The 16,008-nt window shown below is 36.6% G+C and carries 20 protein-coding genes; 2 read left to right on the forward strand and 18 right to left on the reverse strand.

The annotated features are described in order from the left end of the window. Positions 1–43 precede the first annotated feature (43 nt). A complete protein-coding gene (locus MKX82_RS20510; protein WP_237943252.1) occupies positions 44–574 on the reverse strand; it encodes a sugar O-acetyltransferase in 531 nt (176 codons plus the stop codon). Positions 575–797: 223 nt separating this feature from the next. Here MKX82_RS20510 and MKX82_RS20515 point away from each other — a divergent pair, with 223 nt between their 5' ends. Then, a complete protein-coding gene (locus MKX82_RS20515; protein WP_233314818.1) occupies positions 798–1,541 on the forward strand; it encodes an SDR family NAD(P)-dependent oxidoreductase in 744 nt (247 codons plus the stop codon). A 34-nt stretch (positions 1,542–1,575) separates the two neighbouring features. On the opposite strand, the gene MKX82_RS20520 is transcribed toward MKX82_RS20515, so the two are convergent. The 8 genes from MKX82_RS20520 to MKX82_RS20555 all read right to left on the reverse strand — a co-directional run bounded on the left by MKX82_RS20520 (position 1,576) and on the right by MKX82_RS20555 (position 7,713). Continuing rightward, the gene (locus MKX82_RS20520) at positions 1,576–2,061 is read right to left on the reverse strand and encodes a PTS sugar transporter subunit IIA (protein WP_251648080.1); all 486 of its coding nucleotides are present in this window, start codon (positions 2,059–2,061) and stop codon (positions 1,576–1,578) included. Beyond that, the gene (locus MKX82_RS20525; protein ID WP_233314816.1) at positions 2,058–2,846 is read right to left on the reverse strand and encodes a MurR/RpiR family transcriptional regulator; all 789 of its coding nucleotides are present in this window, start codon (positions 2,844–2,846) and stop codon (positions 2,058–2,060) included. Before MKX82_RS20525 ends, MKX82_RS20520 begins: the two co-directional genes overlap by 4 nt. 80 nt (positions 2,847–2,926) lie before the next feature. Next, positions 2,927–4,261 carry a 6-phospho-alpha-glucosidase gene (locus MKX82_RS20530; protein ID WP_341079758.1) on the reverse strand — a complete coding sequence of 445 codons (1,335 nt, stop codon included), beginning with the start codon at positions 4,259–4,261 and terminating at the stop codon, positions 2,927–2,929. Positions 4,262–4,397: 136 nt separating this feature from the next. Further along, positions 4,398–4,883: a hypothetical protein gene (locus tag MKX82_RS20535; protein ID WP_233314814.1), complete on the reverse strand. Its 486-nt coding sequence runs from the start codon at positions 4,881–4,883 to the stop codon at positions 4,398–4,400. Positions 4,884–5,008: 125 nt separating this feature from the next. After that, a complete protein-coding gene (locus MKX82_RS20540) occupies positions 5,009–6,262 on the reverse strand; it encodes a DUF445 domain-containing protein (RefSeq protein ID WP_233314813.1) in 1,254 nt (417 codons plus the stop codon). Positions 6,263–6,412: 150 nt separating this feature from the next. Next, positions 6,413–6,580, reverse strand: coding sequence for a hypothetical protein (locus MKX82_RS20545; protein WP_233314812.1), 168 nt, complete (start codon positions 6,578–6,580; stop codon positions 6,413–6,415). A gap of 36 nt (positions 6,581–6,616) precedes the next feature. Beyond that, complete coding sequence (locus tag MKX82_RS20550) at positions 6,617–7,582, reverse strand: hypothetical protein (RefSeq protein ID WP_341079761.1); 966 nt, start codon at positions 7,580–7,582, stop codon at positions 6,617–6,619. Positions 7,583–7,587: 5 nt separating this feature from the next. Continuing rightward, positions 7,588–7,713 carry a hypothetical protein gene (locus MKX82_RS20555; protein WP_282581443.1) on the reverse strand — a complete coding sequence of 42 codons (126 nt, stop codon included), beginning with the start codon at positions 7,711–7,713 and terminating at the stop codon, positions 7,588–7,590. A gap of 118 nt (positions 7,714–7,831) precedes the next feature. On the opposite strand from MKX82_RS20555, the gene MKX82_RS20560 reads away from it, so the two are divergent. Continuing rightward, complete coding sequence (locus tag MKX82_RS20560; RefSeq protein WP_233314810.1) at positions 7,832–8,302, forward strand: DinB family protein; 471 nt, start codon at positions 7,832–7,834, stop codon at positions 8,300–8,302. Between the two features lie 41 nt (positions 8,303–8,343). On the opposite strand, the gene MKX82_RS20565 is transcribed toward MKX82_RS20560, so the two are convergent. From MKX82_RS20565 to MKX82_RS20605, 9 genes are all read right to left on the reverse strand, one after another. After that, on the reverse strand, positions 8,344–8,988 hold the full coding sequence (locus MKX82_RS20565; protein WP_341079763.1) for a hypothetical protein: 645 nt from the start codon (positions 8,986–8,988) through the stop codon (positions 8,344–8,346). 25 nt (positions 8,989–9,013) lie between these two features. Next, positions 9,014–9,616 carry a hypothetical protein gene (locus MKX82_RS20570; RefSeq protein ID WP_237943258.1) on the reverse strand — a complete coding sequence of 201 codons (603 nt, stop codon included), beginning with the start codon at positions 9,614–9,616 and terminating at the stop codon, positions 9,014–9,016. A gap of 462 nt (positions 9,617–10,078) precedes the next feature. Then, positions 10,079–10,585, reverse strand: coding sequence for a kinase (locus MKX82_RS20575; RefSeq protein WP_341079765.1), 507 nt, complete (start codon positions 10,583–10,585; stop codon positions 10,079–10,081). 26 nt (positions 10,586–10,611) lie between these two features. Continuing rightward, entirely contained in the window at positions 10,612–11,475 is an 864-nt protein-coding gene (locus tag MKX82_RS20580; protein WP_233314806.1) for a MurR/RpiR family transcriptional regulator, read from the reverse strand. Positions 11,476–11,648: 173 nt separating this feature from the next. Then, a complete protein-coding gene (locus MKX82_RS20585; protein ID WP_341079767.1) occupies positions 11,649–12,734 on the reverse strand; it encodes a DUF871 domain-containing protein in 1,086 nt (361 codons plus the stop codon). An 18-nt stretch (positions 12,735–12,752) separates the two neighbouring features. Beyond that, complete coding sequence (gene anmK / locus MKX82_RS20590) at positions 12,753–13,901, reverse strand: anhydro-N-acetylmuramic acid kinase AnmK (protein ID WP_341079769.1); 1,149 nt, start codon at positions 13,899–13,901, stop codon at positions 12,753–12,755. Between the two features lie 16 nt (positions 13,902–13,917). Next, entirely contained in the window at positions 13,918–14,202 is a 285-nt protein-coding gene (locus MKX82_RS20595; RefSeq protein WP_341079771.1) for a hypothetical protein, read from the reverse strand. 30 nt (positions 14,203–14,232) lie between these two features. Continuing rightward, positions 14,233–15,504 carry a PTS sugar transporter subunit IIC gene (locus MKX82_RS20600; RefSeq protein ID WP_237943264.1) on the reverse strand — a complete coding sequence of 424 codons (1,272 nt, stop codon included), beginning with the start codon at positions 15,502–15,504 and terminating at the stop codon, positions 14,233–14,235. Between the two features lie 35 nt (positions 15,505–15,539). Beyond that, entirely contained in the window at positions 15,540–15,848 is a 309-nt protein-coding gene (locus tag MKX82_RS20605; RefSeq protein ID WP_233314802.1) for a PTS sugar transporter subunit IIB, read from the reverse strand. Between the last annotated feature and the right edge of the window lie 160 nt (positions 15,849–16,008).

Here is a 16,008-nt window from a genome sequence, read left to right on the forward strand (position 1 = left end):
AAAAGCCGCCAGAAGGCAGCTATGCTCTACAAAAAATTCAGTATTAGATGTTTTTAATGACTTTAGCTGGATTTCCAGCAACAACTGTATTAGGCGGAACATCTTTTATCACAACAGAACCTGCCGCTACTATAGAATTATCTCCGATATTGACCCCAGCCAAAATTACACAGCTGCCGCCAATCCACACATCGTTGCCTATCGTAATAGGAATTCCATACCCGCTTTTATTCCGATCCTTAGGTTCAATTGCATGACCAGCAGTATATATTCCAACATTGGGGCCAATCATACAGTTATCCCCGACTCTAACTTCTGCCATATCTAAAATAGTGCAATTATAGCCGGCGTAAAAGTTATCACCAACATGAATATTGTAGCCTAAATCACAGTGGAAATTATGTTCAATCGAAGGATTTTCGCCAACACTGCCAAATAACTCCTTTATAACTTTCTCTCGTTTTGCTGAATCTTCCACTGCACTTTCATTAAATTCCCGAACAAGCTTGTGTGCTCGAATAGTCTTTCTTTTTAAATCAGCTGTACCCCGTTCATAGAAGATCTTCTCTTTCATATATATGTCCTCCTATATGGTTTTACTTATTTTAACATAGTATTTAATCGTATTCTCTGCTGAAACTAATATCTATCTAGATTATATGTAGATGTTTTTATTTCTATAAACGAAATATATTAATTTGAGATTCTTTAATTGACAAGTTTCGACAATAGGAGTACTATAAAAGTGTAGATAAGAGATAATAAAAAAACGTAGAAATAAATAGGAGGAATTCTTCATGACAAACTTACAAGACAAAGTGGCAATTGTTACAGGCGGTGCTTCTGGTATTGGACTAGCAACTGTAAAGGCTTTCCTAGATAAAGGAGCAAAAGTTGTTTTAGCTGATTATAATGCAGAAGCAGGAGCAGAAGTTGAAAAAGAACTCAAAGAAAAATATGAGGACGTTTTATTTGTAAAAGCAAATGTAGCTGAAGAAAGTGAAGTTGAAAATTTAGTTGCTGAAACGGTTAAACATTTTGGCAAACTAGATATCATCTTTAATAATGCTGGTGTAGGAGTACAAAAACCAACACATGAGCTAACAGCTGAGGAATATAAACGCGTAATTGCGATTAACCAAGACGGCGTATTCTATGGTGCAAAATATGCAATTCGTGAAATGCTAAAAACTGGCGGAGGTTCTATTATCAGCACTTCTTCTATCTTAGGATCTGTTGGTGAACCAACTTCCATTCCATATGCTGCAAGTAAAGGAGCAGTAAACCAAATTACAAAATCATTAGCTTTAGAATATGCAGATCGCAATATTCGTGTAAATGCAGTAGCTCCAGGATTCATCGAGTCTGGCATGGTTAGCAAAGAAGCTTTAGGTGATTTCTACGATGGTTTAGTTGCAAAACACCCAATTGGCCGTTTAGGCAACCCAGAGGAAATCGCACATGCTGTTGTGTTCTTAGCAGAAAACGACTTTGTTACAGGTACAACAGTGTTTGTTGATGGTGGTTATACTGCAATATAATAAAAATTCACCCTCGATTGTTAGCAATCGAGGGTTATTTATTATCGTAGTTTATAGAAGCTATCTCTAAACCAGCTCTAACTTCCCCAAAGCCCTTCACCAATATTTCTCCGTCCTTATCTTCTAAATTAGGAAAAACAAGCACCGAAATAATTTCCTTCCCTCTTTCTTCAAGAATGGATAGATTAAATATCCCAATATGGTCTCTAGCATGGATCTTCTCCCCAGGCTTAACCAAAATGTGAAAGCCTTCTCCGTTTAACTCTTCTGTTTCTAACCCTAACTGCAGCAATACTTCAAGTCCCTCTTCTGTCATTATGGCAATAGAATGCTTTGCTTCGGAAATTTGGAGCACTGTGCCTGTTATTGGTGCATAAATATCGCCGTTAACAGGAATGATTGCAAGACCCTCTCCGAATACTTTTCTTGAGAATACAGGATCTGGCACACTGTCTAACGGAATGATTTCGCCGCTGATAGGACTATGTATGCAAACCTGTGCTTTTTTCCTTTTCATCATTCAGTCTCCCCTTCCTGCCCCTTACTATTTATATAATCGATATAGCCAAATGCTAACGCTTCTACCACAATGAAAAAAGCCGACGCTGATTGTATCCACCAATTTTTAGGGTTAGGGTTCTTTGAACTTGATGCATATAAATTCAAATCCGAATGCCCTGATAGCCAATTACTCTTAAAATTGGTAAGCGAGATAATTTTTGCTCCTTTTACTGCTGGTATATCCAGTAAGCCTTGCAGATTTGGATTTTCTCCGGACAATGACAGCAATATAATTAAATCATCGCTTGTCAGCTTTTCAATAATACGCTTATATTCATTCGTATGCGACATTCCCGGAATTAGCTGCACTGGTTTGCCAATCAATAAGAACAAACGCTGGAGCTCTGCAGCTTGATTTGTCTGTGCAAAGCCTGTAGAAATAACATAGATATTTTTACTTGCTTCAATCGCTTTATAAATGGGTAAAAGATCGACATTATTTAAATATTGCATCGTTTTTTGAACATCTTGGAGAATTTGATCAAAAAGCTCGTTCTGCTCTGGAGTATCTTCAGAATCATTTATTTCCCATTTTACAAAATTTTTAAATTCACTATAGCCGCTAAACCCTAACTTTTGGGAAAATCTTAAAATGGATGATTTAGAGGCTAAACTATTTTTAGCTAATTCATTAATTCCTAGCTTGCCGATTTTTTCTTTATTTGCAAGCACATATTTAGCAATCGTTAAATCTGTATCACTTAAATAGTCATAGTTATTATTAATTAATTCCTCCAGACTCATCGGAATCTCCTTCCATTGTAAAAAAGTAACAGGGTATGAACTTCTTACCCTGTTACTTCATTTTAGCAATACATCTATTCTTAATGAAGCTCTGTCCAAAAATCCTTGTTTGCTTCAATTAAATCATCCAATATATCTTTTGCAACACTTGCACTTGGCACTGTTCGTGAAAGTGTCAGTGCTTGCCAAAGCTTTTGATATGATTTTTCTAAATATGCTTGTACAACTAATTTTTCAACAGATACTTGCTGCTCAATTAACCCTTTTTGGAACTGAGGAATGGTGCCGATTGATAATGACTCAACGCCTGCTTTGCTTACTAAACAAGGAATCTCAACCATTGCAGTCGGATCGACATTGGCAATCGCTCCATTATTTGGAACAATTAACAACATTCTTTCGTACGTATTGTACGCAAGGGCACCGGCAAGCTGAACAATAAATTCTGCATGCTCTCCTGCTTCAATGCTTGTCCCTTCTGCTGTACCAGCTTCGGCGATACGTTTGCATTCTGCAAATACATTCTTCTCACGATGATTCATTACTTCATTAGCTCTCGTAAAGGATGGATTAGAATGCTCGACAACATAATCTGGGTATAAATAATATTTTAAATAGGTGTTTGGTAAAGTGTCTGGATCTACAGCATATATATCTTTTGCTTTTGTGAATGTATCCATCCAGCTGGATTCAGCTAACAGCGGATTGTTAATGCCGTCATTTTTAGCTCCATAGCCCCATTTTTTAACATGCTCTTTCAGCTGTGGCATTAAGTCATTGCCCGCTTTATCATAAAGCTCTGTCCACCAGCCGAAGTGGTTTAAACCATAGTAACGTTCGATTATATCATTTTCAGATTCCAACCCTAATATGTCTGCCATGGACTTTTTAATAGCTACAGGCATATCGCAAATATTGATAATTTTTGAGTCAGGTCGCAAAATCCGGGTAGCTTCCGCTACAATGGAAGCAGGATTTGAATAATTTAACATCCATGCATTCGGTGAATACTGTTCCATATAGTCGATTAATTCCACTACTTTTGGGATAGACCTCATTCCATATGCAATGCCACCAGGACCGCATGTCTCTTGGCCCACAACTCCATATTTTAAAGGAATCTTCTCATCCTGTTCACGCATTTTCAGACCGCCGGCACGAATATGTGCCATCACAAAATCAACATCAGAAAACGCTGTTTCTGGGTCTGTTGTTGCAACAAACTCCATTTCAGGAGCACGTTCCTTAATGATAATTTCACAAGCATTCGCAATTGTTTCTTGACGTTCTTTATCGTTATCATAAAACTTCAGCTTTCTTAAAGGAAATTTATCCTGGTTTTCAATTAGCATCATCACAATTCCCGCAGTATAAGTACTTCCTCCGCCAGCAATAACAACTGAGTTCTTTTTCATAAAAAATCCCTCACCTCTAGTTTGATTGATTAGTATGAACTAATCCTTAAGGCGAGTATACTCGATTTTTTATTGTAAATAAGTGTTTCGAAGGACATTGGGAAAAGTCCCAGCGGTTGGTTCGTTTTGCTGCTATTTAAAGCTTTGAAGATTTGCCAGTATAAAGTTTTATTTGAATACTTGTACATATAATGATAATTTTTGTTTGCGAAAACAAATCGATTTCATGTGATAACAGCTTATCATCAATTGCGGTAATTTCGTCATAGCCCCACTCATCAATACCTCGCATCCCATCAAAGGCAATGCTATCACTGTTAGCATACACATTTCGTGTAATATCAAAGTCAAAGAAAAACCTTCTAACTTGGCTCCATATTACTTCATACAGTAAGTCATCATAATGCTTAATAATCATTATGATAGTTGTTGGGTCTTCCATATCCTCCTTGCTGTTGTTGTCAAAATGATTAACCAGTTTCATATCCTTGATGCTGGCATCATGAAAGGAATGATTAAGAACGAATTCAGCTGTGTCTGAATCAAAGCGATGGCTAATACTTTGCAAGTTTTGTTGATATCCTGCTAGATCCCAGTGATCTTCTGATATAAAGAACTTCAAATTATATAACTCCCTTTTACTTTTTAGATATGCTTAAACAGATACGCACTTTAATAGGAAAAGGTTTCAGATAACATGCTAGAAAATAGTAAAAAAAGCTGCTTCACGCAGCTTTTTTTCATTGATTACATTAACTGAATTAAACCATGGATACCCGTCAGGATAATCCCAATAATAAACCCGCAAATAGCTCCGTTAACACGAATCCATTGCAAGTCTTTTCCAATATTGTTTTCAATCATGTCAATCATTGTTTCGTTATCAAGCTTATCTAAGTTTTCTTGCACAAGATCACCAATTTTTGCATGGTTCTTTTCAATCAGGATTGTAATTTGCGTTTGTAACCATGCATCAATAGTCTTGCTATTGCTCTGAACCATGCCAAGAAAGTGTAAGCACATTGGAATCAAATAAGCATCAATAAACTCTTCATCGTCCAATTGAAGCAGGATATTTTGCTGTATTTTTTGTAGGCTTTCCATTATAGTGCTGTCTAAATCCCATTCAGAAATCAACTGATTTTTCCACTTGTCGATTCCCTCTATCAGCTGTTCATTCTCATTCATTGCTTCCATTTCTTTGCGAATATACTGGACTAAAGCTTCACGGTTTGGCTGTCCTTTATGCTGCAAGCTTCTTACACCGCTCAACAGTAAATTTTGCACGATGTTGCCAAGTTTCTCCTCGCTGAGCAAGCTTTCAATGGACCTTAACGCAAATTTAAGCATTCCATCTGCTTCAATCCGGTTAATTACATTCATGGAAACACTGCCAAGCTTGCTTTTTGTTTCTTCTTGCCTTAACCAGTTATCGGCTTTTTTTAGCACATGGTCTAATACTTTTTCATCGAAATTTTCATTAACTAATTTTGAGCTTATCGCTTCAATAATTTTTTTGACTTCAACAGTAGATAGTGTCAGTGTTATTTGTGATTTAATAAACGGGACCATTTTTTCAAGCTCTATATTGCTAACAAGCTTCTTAATCCCTTTAATGATTCCAACTCTTAAAGAACCTTTCGTTATAAGATCTGTAATGGTTGGAAGGAGCTTATCTGTAAAAGAGATATCCTTTATCTTATCTTGGATGCTTTCTTTAGAAAGCCAATCGTTTTTCAAGACTGTAACCAATCCATTTGTAACCCTTTTTCGATTATTAGGTAATAATGCAGTATGGGGTATCGGCAGTCCAAGGGGGTGACGGAACAATGCGGTAACTGCGAACCAATCTGCTAACCCACCAACAAGACCGGCTTCAAATCCGCCTTGCAGCAATCTGATCCAAATAGAATCATCAAACGGTGCTGTTGCAATATAACCAATCCCCATAATAATCAAGGAATATACAGCTAATTTTTTTGATTTTGTTTTCATAGACATCTTTTTCCTCATCCTTAAATAATATTAAAATTTATCTATTCTTTTCTTATTATAACCGCCAATCACAGAAAATATCGTATTTAAGAGCAGCACTAAGCAAAAAAGCCGAATTTTTCATCCGGCTCTCTATACAATCTATAAAAAATTCTATTATTTGTCCAGTCGATTGAGTTTTGCAGAGATTTCTCTAAGAATACTGTTTTTTTCTTTTTGTATTTTCAATAGCTTCCAAGCATACCAAACTGCAAATATAAAAATCCCTATTTTCCCTAACCATATAATAGGAATAAATAATAAATTAACATCTACCCAACTCACGTAAAAAACCCCACTTTTCTTGTACAAACCTTTTGGTTAATTATATCTATATTTACTGCTTTTAACAAACAGAAAGAACAAGTATGATTCTATTATTGTTTCGTTTTTAATAGTTCCGTTAATTGTTCTTCTGCATAAAAGAAACCGTATATTTTTTTCCTTTTTTTTTGTTTCCTTCAAAACTTCTGCTATTTTTTGATGCGCTTGTTGTTCATCACCTTTTAACTTTGCTAAAATAGCTTCACTTCTTTTATAACTGACAGGCTCTAGCGGACTCAAGTATTCATGAAGTTTTTTCATCTCTTCAAGATTTTTATTGCCACTGAAAATAGAATCTAACTGTCGGATATGGCTGATAAATTGCAGAGATAATTTATTCTTCTTCGTTACTGGTATTTGCTTATACGGTTCAATTAAAGCACTGGCACAGTCATAGCCATCCTTCAATAACGTGTAGTAAAAAATCATATACGCAATCATAATATTGTCAGAAGAAGGCTTCATTGTTTTTACCCGGTCTATTAATTCTTCGGACCACTCGGAGGGATGTAAGGGAGAATTCAATTCTTTCAGCAACAAAAGCGATACCAGAAATTCTTTCGTTTGTTCTCCCCCTCTTGATAGCTCGAGTAAAACACCTCCATCTGATTTTAACGCCCCATTGGTTGGATATATCGTTACAATGAAAATAGCCAAATTAAACAATCCGAGATATATAGCTAGATCTAAGTCCATTGGTATTCCGATACTTAAACTGATTAAAGCAGCAGCCGCTGAAAAGACTGGTCCCCCTGCTGCAAACAGCTTATGCTGCTTGGCAATTGCAGTCAGGTCGTCTGTTAAAGGGGAACAGCTTGCTGCACCACCAAACAAGAACCAGCTGTCATTCGCTTTAATATGCATTCTGTCACTGTTTTCAATTGTTAGTGGTCCTATCGTTAAAAAGTTGAACCGATACCCTGCCCAAACTCCGAACAACACATGACCTAGTTCATGAATCAATAACGTCAGCAGTAAAAAGCCAAAGGATATCCCTGTAAAATTAGCAAAGATGCGACATTCGTAAATTGAAATGCCAATACAAGTATTCCTAAAACGATTGATACCGGCAATGGTTTTGTTAGTCTGCTCATTCCATTTACTCCCTCCAACACACTAATACGAATCAGTATGAAATAAGTTCCAAGTTTTAGAATTAACTTTAAGTTCCATTATTGTATAATGATAGATATTAGTAAAGGAGGTTTTTAGATGAATTCAATTGACTTAATTCTATTAAACTTTGCAGAAGTCAGAAGAAGAAGTATAAAAGTGTGGACATCTATCCCGTCAGAAAAATTATTCTGGAAGCCGGACAATGAGGCAATGAGCTGTATTGAAATGATTAGACATGTACTTGAAAGCGAGCATTATTATCATTTGGCCATTAAAAACAGGGCAAGTTTAGCTGTATTTGATTCCCCCTTTGAAGGCAGACCATATTCAACTGTTGATGCAGAATTAGAAATTGCTGAGCCTTATCGTAATAGTTTTCTAGATACGATAAAATCCTTTACAGAGGAAGATTTAATTAAAATAAAAATTGACCGCTCTGAATCTGGTTACATAAGAGAGCTAGGAGATATGCTGTTGCGCGTCGCCTATCATGAGTCTGTTCACACCGGTCAGCTCCTGGATTATTTAAGAACAGCCGATATCCCAAGAGTTCGTATCTGGGACTGAGTTTAGGTGGTGCATAAGTATTATGCACCACCAGTTCTGCTCTATTCCCATTCCTTCACAAGTTTATCATTAATTTGTGTAAGCTCTGTTTCCGCTGGTAGATTTTCCATCACCATATTAATGCTTGAATATCTTTTTTCATTAGAAAACAAATAAAAACCATGCCCGTCATGACCAATCGAAATGTAAAAAGAATTTGGTTTTAAAGGAACGACTGCTGTTCTCTTCTTATAATGGAACTGCACATTATTGATGGACGAAATGGCATAAAAATCATTCATGACCGCTTGTATATAGGTATCATTAATAATTTGCGAAAGAGTATCTATATCCATAAACTTCACAGTTATATACGCTGGATGATAGAAACTTCTTATTCTTCCAGAACTATGGTAGATTCTTTTTTCTAATGAATATTGGACATTGTATTCTAAACTTAGTGCGTCAAAGTCAGTTAAGTATTCTTCGACGTTATTAGTTTCCAAATAAAGTGATAGATATAAAGGAAAGGTATTAGCAGCAAATAAGAATTTCTTTAAATAATCTCGCTCACTGTTATCATGTTTTTCATCCACGCTGAGATAGTAAACTTTAGGCGAAGTCTGCAAAAATTCAGTTTTAACAGGCAAAAAATGCTCCTTTAACACCTCCTGCAAATCCTCTTCCTTTAACCATAATTGATCCATTGATTTCACCCTTTACATTCCGCTATTAGTCTATAATCGTTCCGCTCGGCAGATGATCGATTAGCTCATCCAATGATGCATAACGAAAATCATTCGTATAGATAGTAAACCCTTGCCCATCATGCCAAATTACAATAACCGTTGCTGCTTCTTTCATATTAAAGCACGGAACTAGAGATTGCTTTTGTCTGCCAAATAAACCTTTAGTAAGTTTATGCTTAAAGGTGATATTATCTGAAAAAGAAACAGCATAAAACTGATTAGATCCTGCAAACCAAAAGCTTTCCTCTAAAACAAGGTTCAGCGCAGAAGAGTTATTTATTGTAATTCTAAAGACCGGATATCCCTTTTGTTTTGGTTCTACATAGCCTAATGAATATGGAATGCTTTTCTGTCTTAATTTAGATTCCAGTTCTTCTGTACAGTCTTTATATGCTTCAAATACAACAAAAAGGGAGAATTCATTTTGTTTACATAGAAAGTCATATAAAAATTGCTTCGTTTCCTCATCATAATTCTCATATTCCGAAGGACCAATATATATTTTAGACAATACTCGAGCTTCTTCAAATAGTAAATAATCCTCCTCTGAATTAAATGGCTCTGCTGTTATATGAATCTTGGTCAAGAACAAGCCACCTCTTCCTATGTAGTTCTTTGTGTAAGTTTTTTTATAATAGAGGTAATTCCGTTTAAACAAAGCAAAATGATTAGTTGTAGAAAGGAAAATAAAATAATAGCCAAAAATAAATCGAAATACTCCTCGCCTGGCGGTGAATCGGTTGAAATATCTACATTTAATATATTAAAAAAATAGGAAAAACCAATTGAACAGAATAAGCCTAAGTAAATGCTTATCCAGTGACGATAATATCTTATATTCATTAAACCGAAAAAAATAAACATGTGCTTAACCCTATACATATTGTATTAATCAAAATAATTATTAGTAGATGCTATGTTTCAATCTGCATAGAGTTGCTACCTCCAGGGGAAAAATGAGAGTGATATTCTTTGATATAATAAATTCTTCAAAAATAAAAGCCGTCCAACTAGGACGACCTCTTCTATAATATTTCGCTGCAGGCACTCATTTACCTTCTTCTTCCAGATTTCTCACAATTAACTTTACTACCTCTTTATGTGACAATTCATTAGTCAATTTTCTTTCACCAGCCACTCCTAAGTAATCGTTAGGAGTCCACCAGGAGCGCATGGCATCTTCTCCAAACTCCAACTTCTTATCACGGGTATTATGGCGTTTGACTGTTTCTTCGAATGTTAGATCAAAGTAATAGGTAAATGCCTTTCCATCATAGAAATCAATTAGATTATGGAGCATGTTACCGTAGCGGATTTTATTCAGTATCCCTTCGACAATAACATATTTACATTTGCTCTTTCCATATTCAGCAACTTGACGAATCAGATCAATAGATAGGTTCCCTTCTCTATCGTGAACCTTTAGCATATCTCGGCGGATTGTATCCTGGGAAACTAACAGTGTGACAGTACCATAATGGTCTTGAATACTCTTTGCTACAGTAGTTTTACCGCTGCCTGAATTTCCACGCAAAATTATTAACTTAGATTCCATTATTAATGGTCCCCTTTAGATAATATTTATCCTTTATTTTTCTGGGTGAACTCCATTACTGCGTTTCGCGAGTTTACAATTTTTTCAATACTATCATCATAATACTTAGATACGTAGGCATAAAAGATAATATCGATTGTTAGGAATTGGGCGAATATCGAGCTTGTAGCAGCACTGCGGAACTGTGCTTCTGGTGCGCGCACATATTGTAAGGATAATCCAACCTTTTGTGATAAGGTATTATGACCAAAACGGGTTAGTCCAATGGTTTGACAGCCAGACTCCTTTGCGATATCAACAAGGCGAAGTACTTCCGTTGTCTCACCTGTATTCGACACACAGAAGAAGATGCAATTTTTTGAAGCTCCTGAAAGGATGGAAGCATAAATATGGGCATCTTGGATTGCTACAACGACTTTTCCTAAGCGGGACCATTTTTGCATAATATCATTTGCTACAAGAGATGAAGCTCCTAAACCATACACATATACAACATCTGCATGCTTTATACTTTCAATTGCTTTATCAATCATTTCATCATCTAATTCTAAAGCAGTTTCTTTAATAACCTGTACTGAATTCGAGACAATCTTTTCCTTAATGGACTGGGTTGTTTCGTTTTTTTCAATATCAGAAAAGCTGCTTTTCAAAGAATGGGAAAATTGGGATGAAAGAGACAGCTTTAAATCTGAATAACCTTCCACTCCAATGGAACGGCATAAGCGGATGACCGCAGCACTGCTGGCATTTGCATGCATAGCCAATTCATGAACAGACATTCGTACAATATCATTGGCATTTTCTAATATGTATTGTGCGACCTTTCTTTCTGACTTGGGCAGCTCTTCAATAATACTTTCAATTCTCACTAATATATTAACGGAAGTCATAGTTTCCCCCTTTTCAATCTCTCTGTTGTAAAAAATAATCCACTTAGTGTTATAGTACTGAATTTATTTTATCAAGAAAAGCTACCTGACTAATAGGTTTTTGATTAAAACTCTAAAAACTAGCGAAAAGCAAGCCTCAAAGATACAAGATGCTTGAGGCTTGCCACTTTAAACTATTCTAATGTAAATTGAAATTTCCCCCATGGCTGCAGAAAATCTAATAAAAATACTTCCTCAGGAACAATACGGCCAACCACATTTGTCTTTCCCGAGTTTTCCATATCTTGCAGAGCGATTTGCAGCTCTCCTTTGTACTGCCCGTATCGCTCATTTTCTATAAGAATATCTCCGCGGCGAATGTTAGGCGTGTTTGTTGCTTTAAAGTCTTCCTGTTTATATTTCACTCGTGATTGCGTAGACCTGATTAAATAATCGGAAACATCACCCCTGTAAAAATGAAATTCATCTAGCACAATTTTTTTCTCAAGCTCTGTGATCGTGTTATATAATTCTGTTTTGAAGGTCAGTATGTTGCTGTTAAGCTGACTTAGCACCTTCATTTCGGCTTCTGAAGCATAGGCATTAGCAATGACCACTTCGTCTATCAGACCTGTCGCAAATAAGTGTTTAGCCTGTGTTTCTATTGGAAGGTTACGATGCATTTCTAGTGTGCACAACCCTTCAGTAACTGGCCACGGTCCAAATGTTGCTGCTTGTGAATTAATAAAAGCAGCTGTGCTTATATTATGCTTTTTAAACAGATCACAGCATTTGTTGAAATGGGAATAACTTAAACCTGCATAACGATGCGGATAAAAATTGTGGGAACCTACTAAATTATCTCGATTAGGCTGATAAGCGATAATATTATCTAAATAATTAGTAGCATTGCTCATATTAATTTCAATCTTTAGCCCAAAGGGATTATGTGTCATGATTGCTTCTTCATTTCCAGAAAAACCTGCATCTAGGCGAATGCCATAAGCACCCATGTCTGCAAAGAATGACAGTTCATTATAGGAAATTCCTAAAGCAGTTAAAACTCTCGGTGCTATATCGACCATTACTTTCATCTCTAGATCATTTGCAAAAGAACAAATTTCTTTAAAATTTTTCATAATGTCCTTCTGTTGACCATTAACGGACAACAGACATGTAAACACCTTTTCAAAGCCGTACTTATGGGCCAGTTGAAGATATTGTTTATCTTTTTCCATTGTGGAATGCTCAGGATATAGGGATATTCCTAACTTTTTCATGAAAGTTTCCTCTCTATTTTAAAATGGAACTGGTGTAATGTTACCAAGGATAAGTGCCTGCTTAGCTCCTGTTGCTTTAGGAACATTGCTTGGTAAATTATTCATCGTTTCGTTTGCTAAGACAGCAAACGCTATTGCTTCTTTTGCTTCAGATGAAAAACCTAAATCCTCCTGCCTTATTACCTGACAAAACTCTGAAAGCTCTTGTTGTAGCATCACAAGCAGCATTTTATTGTAAGACCCGCCTCCGCCAATAACAACTTCGTCTATTTTAGTAGTGGGAAAGATAAACTTTTTATAGTTTTCAGCTATGGACTTTGCGGTAAACATGGTCATTGTTGTCACAAAATCATGTTCGGAAACTTGCGGATAGGCATTTACTAGGGAGTCTACTAATGCTGTGCCAAATAATTCTCTCCCTGTTGATTTTGGTGGTGAAGCAAGGATAAACGGAATTTCCATACAGTGTTCCAGCAATTCTTTATTAACATTGCCGGTTTTTGCAATTTCTCCTTTATTATCAAAAGGAACCCCGTAAAACTTTTCGCAAAGATAATCTATTATCATGTTTCCCGGACCGGTATCAAACGCCTGCACATCTTCTATGGCAGCAGCCTTCGGCAAAACGGTGGCATTTCCAATACCGCCTATATTCTGAAGAATTATCGATTTTTCCCTGCTGCCATATAAAAGAAGCTCTGTATATGGAACTAGTGGTGCACCTTGTCCTCCTGCCGCCATATCCATTGTACGGAAATTAGATACTACAGCTGTTTTTGTTTGATAGGCAATAACGGCTGGCTCGCCAATTTGTAAGGTAGACGGGCTCAAGCCTTCTGTTTGATAGGGCTGATGATAAATGGTTTGTCCATGTGATCCGATGACATCAAGGTCTTCCAAGGCAAGCTTTGCCTTTTTACAAACATCGGTAACAGCAGCTGCAAAAATTTCACCGAGCTTAAAATTTAAAGAACAGATTAGTGCGCTGTTTGAAGTTTCAATTGAAAATGAATCATGGATTTCCTTTTTTATGTCTTTGGAATAAGGAAACGACATAAATTCAATCAGTTCAACCTTTGTTTTCATACCGCAGCCGTCTATTTTGACTAATGCCACATCAACTCCATCTAATGATGTTCCAGACATAAGGCCTACAACATATGCCAAATAAGTACACCTCCATTTATTCAAATACTAATAAGAAACAACCTAATGAGCAGCCTACTAATAATGCTAGAAATAATGTAATTACATGCTTTTTTTTGTTTAATTTACGTTCAATCCAGACAATCACAAATGTTAAAGCACTGCTGATTCCAATGCTATTGACAATACTTAATGCAGCTTGCTGATTTACTCCAGTAGCACTTAAAAGAGGAACAAAGACAAGATTAAAAATGAGTATTAAGCTAAAGAAAATCGCGGCACTTTTATAGCTAAAAAAGAGCAGATTTTGTGTCTTTCTCATTTGCTTCCCCCCTGTAATAAACACATTACCTTACGCTGCGGATTTTTCTTCGCTTTCTTGGGTGACGAGCTTATTATCATATATTTTAAAGAATGGTAAATAGATAAGCACAGAAAGAACCAGATTAATAAGAACTATTACAATAGCTCTCCAGTCCCCGCCTGTTGCTAAATAGGCACCAATTGGAGCTGGCAAGGTCCATGGCACCATTACATAGGTTGGGCTGACCATTCCGATTGCTGTTGCTATATAGGCAATAGTTGCTCCCACTAATGGCGTAATAATGAATGGAATAATTAATAGTGGATTTAATACAATCGGGACACCAAAGATTACCGGCTCGTTAATATTAAATAAGCTTGGAATAATCGTAGTCTTTGCCATTGCTTTACTATATTTTGATTTTGCTGTTAATAACATCGCAATGACTAATCCTAATGTTGCACCAGATCCGCCAATCCAAATAAACCATTGAAAAAATGTTTCAGGAGCAATATGCGGAATATTGTTTCCAGCCGCAACTGCTGCGGAGTTATTAGCTAAATACACTTCCCAAACGGGGCGGGCAACTGCTCCAACAACGGAGACACCGTGAATTCCAAAGGACCAAAAGAAAGTAATTAAAAATGTTGGCAGAATGACTCCAAGATACGTATCACCGGCTTTAATGAGTGGTGCAACTGCTTTGCCTACAATCGAATGAGTATCTATCCCAAAAACGACAGTAATAAGCGCCATAACGGTTAATACGAGGGTCACAGGTATTAACGCTTCAAACGACCTTGCGACAGAAGGCGGCACAGAACTTGGCATTTTTATCATAATTTTCTTCGATTTGCATAAACGGAGAATTTCTACAGAAAAAATCGAAACGATCATACCAACAAACAGACCATGTCCTCCAAGATTAGCCATCGGCAGGACAAAGCCGACCTCCTCTACCGTTTGGACACCAATCGTAAATAAGAATGCAGCAGTAGAAAGCAGCGCACCAGAAAGAGGATCAATCTTATAGCTTTGAGATAAACTATAGCCTATTCCAAACGTGATATATAAAGTCATGATAAACATTGTTAACCGGTACGGAATTAAGATTTCTGCTGCATGTTTACTCGCCCAAGCTGCAATAGCAGAATCAGCACTCACTGGTGGAAAAGCAATAATCAGAAAGATACTGCCAAAGATTATAAACGGCAATGCGGAAACCACCCCATCGCGGATAGCCCGTAAATGTTTTTGCTCAGATAGCTTTGCCATGGGAGTAGAAAGATTTCTTTCTAAAAAGTCTACAAACTTATCCATTTATATTCCCTCCTAATTGTTCACTAGCTCACCTGTTATTTCTTGGTTAATTCGTGCAGTAGCTTTAATAAAGCTGGTCCGCCAAGGGGGCTGTAGGCTTGTGAAGGGATAACCCCACAAGGAACACCTGCTTCATCAGCAGATTCTTTAAAACTGTCATAACGGTGTCTGACTTGAGGAGCAACCATTGCCACATCCCAACCGTTGCGGATTTCCGAAGCAAAGTCAGTCGCGCCAACTGCTAATACATCCAATATTAAGCCATCATTTTTGGCTTCTTTTTTTAGTGTGTTCACCAAAATGGAACTAGACATTCCACCAGAACATACAAACAAAACTTTCATATTAACCTCTCCTTTACATATCCAAATTTTGATAGCGCTTTCTAAAAATGAGTATAACGTTTTTGTAATAATGTTTCAACTTTTATTTAAATAATATGTTATAAAATTTCAAATATAACTATCTTTATAAAGTGTTGCTAATAGCTGCCGAGAATCCACT

The organism is Niallia sp. FSL R7-0271 (genome assembly GCF_038005785.1).
Taxonomy (GTDB): Bacteria; Bacillota; Bacilli; order Bacillales; family Cytobacillaceae; genus Niallia.

Bases quoted from the DNA above. Each gene is read 5' to 3' on its own strand.
- MKX82_RS20510 (WP_237943252.1), bottom strand. From the start codon at position 574: ATGAAAGAGAAGATCTTCTATGAACGGGGTACAGCTGATTTAAAAAGA.
- MKX82_RS20515 (WP_233314818.1), top strand. From the start codon at position 798: ATGACAAACTTACAAGACAAAGTGGCAATTGTTACAGGCGGTGCTTCT.
- MKX82_RS20520 (WP_251648080.1), bottom strand. From the start codon at position 2,061: ATGATGAAAAGGAAAAAAGCACAGGTTTGCATACATAGTCCTATCAGC.
- MKX82_RS20525 (WP_233314816.1), bottom strand. From the start codon at position 2,846: ATGAGTCTGGAGGAATTAATTAATAATAACTATGACTATTTAAGTGAT.
- MKX82_RS20530 (WP_341079758.1), bottom strand. From the start codon at position 4,261: ATGAAAAAGAACTCAGTTGTTATTGCTGGCGGAGGAAGTACTTATACT.
- MKX82_RS20540 (WP_233314813.1), bottom strand. From the start codon at position 6,262: ATGTCTATGAAAACAAAATCAAAAAAATTAGCTGTATATTCCTTGATT.
- MKX82_RS20555 (WP_282581443.1), bottom strand. From the start codon at position 7,713: ATGAGCAGACTAACAAAACCATTGCCGGTATCAATCGTTTTAGGAATA.
- MKX82_RS20560 (WP_233314810.1), top strand. From the start codon at position 7,832: ATGAATTCAATTGACTTAATTCTATTAAACTTTGCAGAAGTCAGAAGA.
- MKX82_RS20565 (WP_341079763.1), bottom strand. From the start codon at position 8,988: ATGGATCAATTATGGTTAAAGGAAGAGGATTTGCAGGAGGTGTTAAAG.
- MKX82_RS20575 (WP_341079765.1), bottom strand. From the start codon at position 10,585: ATGGAATCTAAGTTAATAATTTTGCGTGGAAATTCAGGCAGCGGTAAA.
- MKX82_RS20580 (WP_233314806.1), bottom strand. From the start codon at position 11,475: ATGACTTCCGTTAATATATTAGTGAGAATTGAAAGTATTATTGAAGAG.
- MKX82_RS20585 (WP_341079767.1), bottom strand. From the start codon at position 12,734: ATGAAAAAGTTAGGAATATCCCTATATCCTGAGCATTCCACAATGGAA.
- MKX82_RS20595 (WP_341079771.1), bottom strand. From the start codon at position 14,202: ATGAGAAAGACACAAAATCTGCTCTTTTTTAGCTATAAAAGTGCCGCG.
- MKX82_RS20600 (WP_237943264.1), bottom strand. From the start codon at position 15,504: ATGGATAAGTTTGTAGACTTTTTAGAAAGAAATCTTTCTACTCCCATG.
- MKX82_RS20605 (WP_233314802.1), bottom strand. From the start codon at position 15,848: ATGAAAGTTTTGTTTGTATGTTCTGGTGGAATGTCTAGTTCCATTTTG.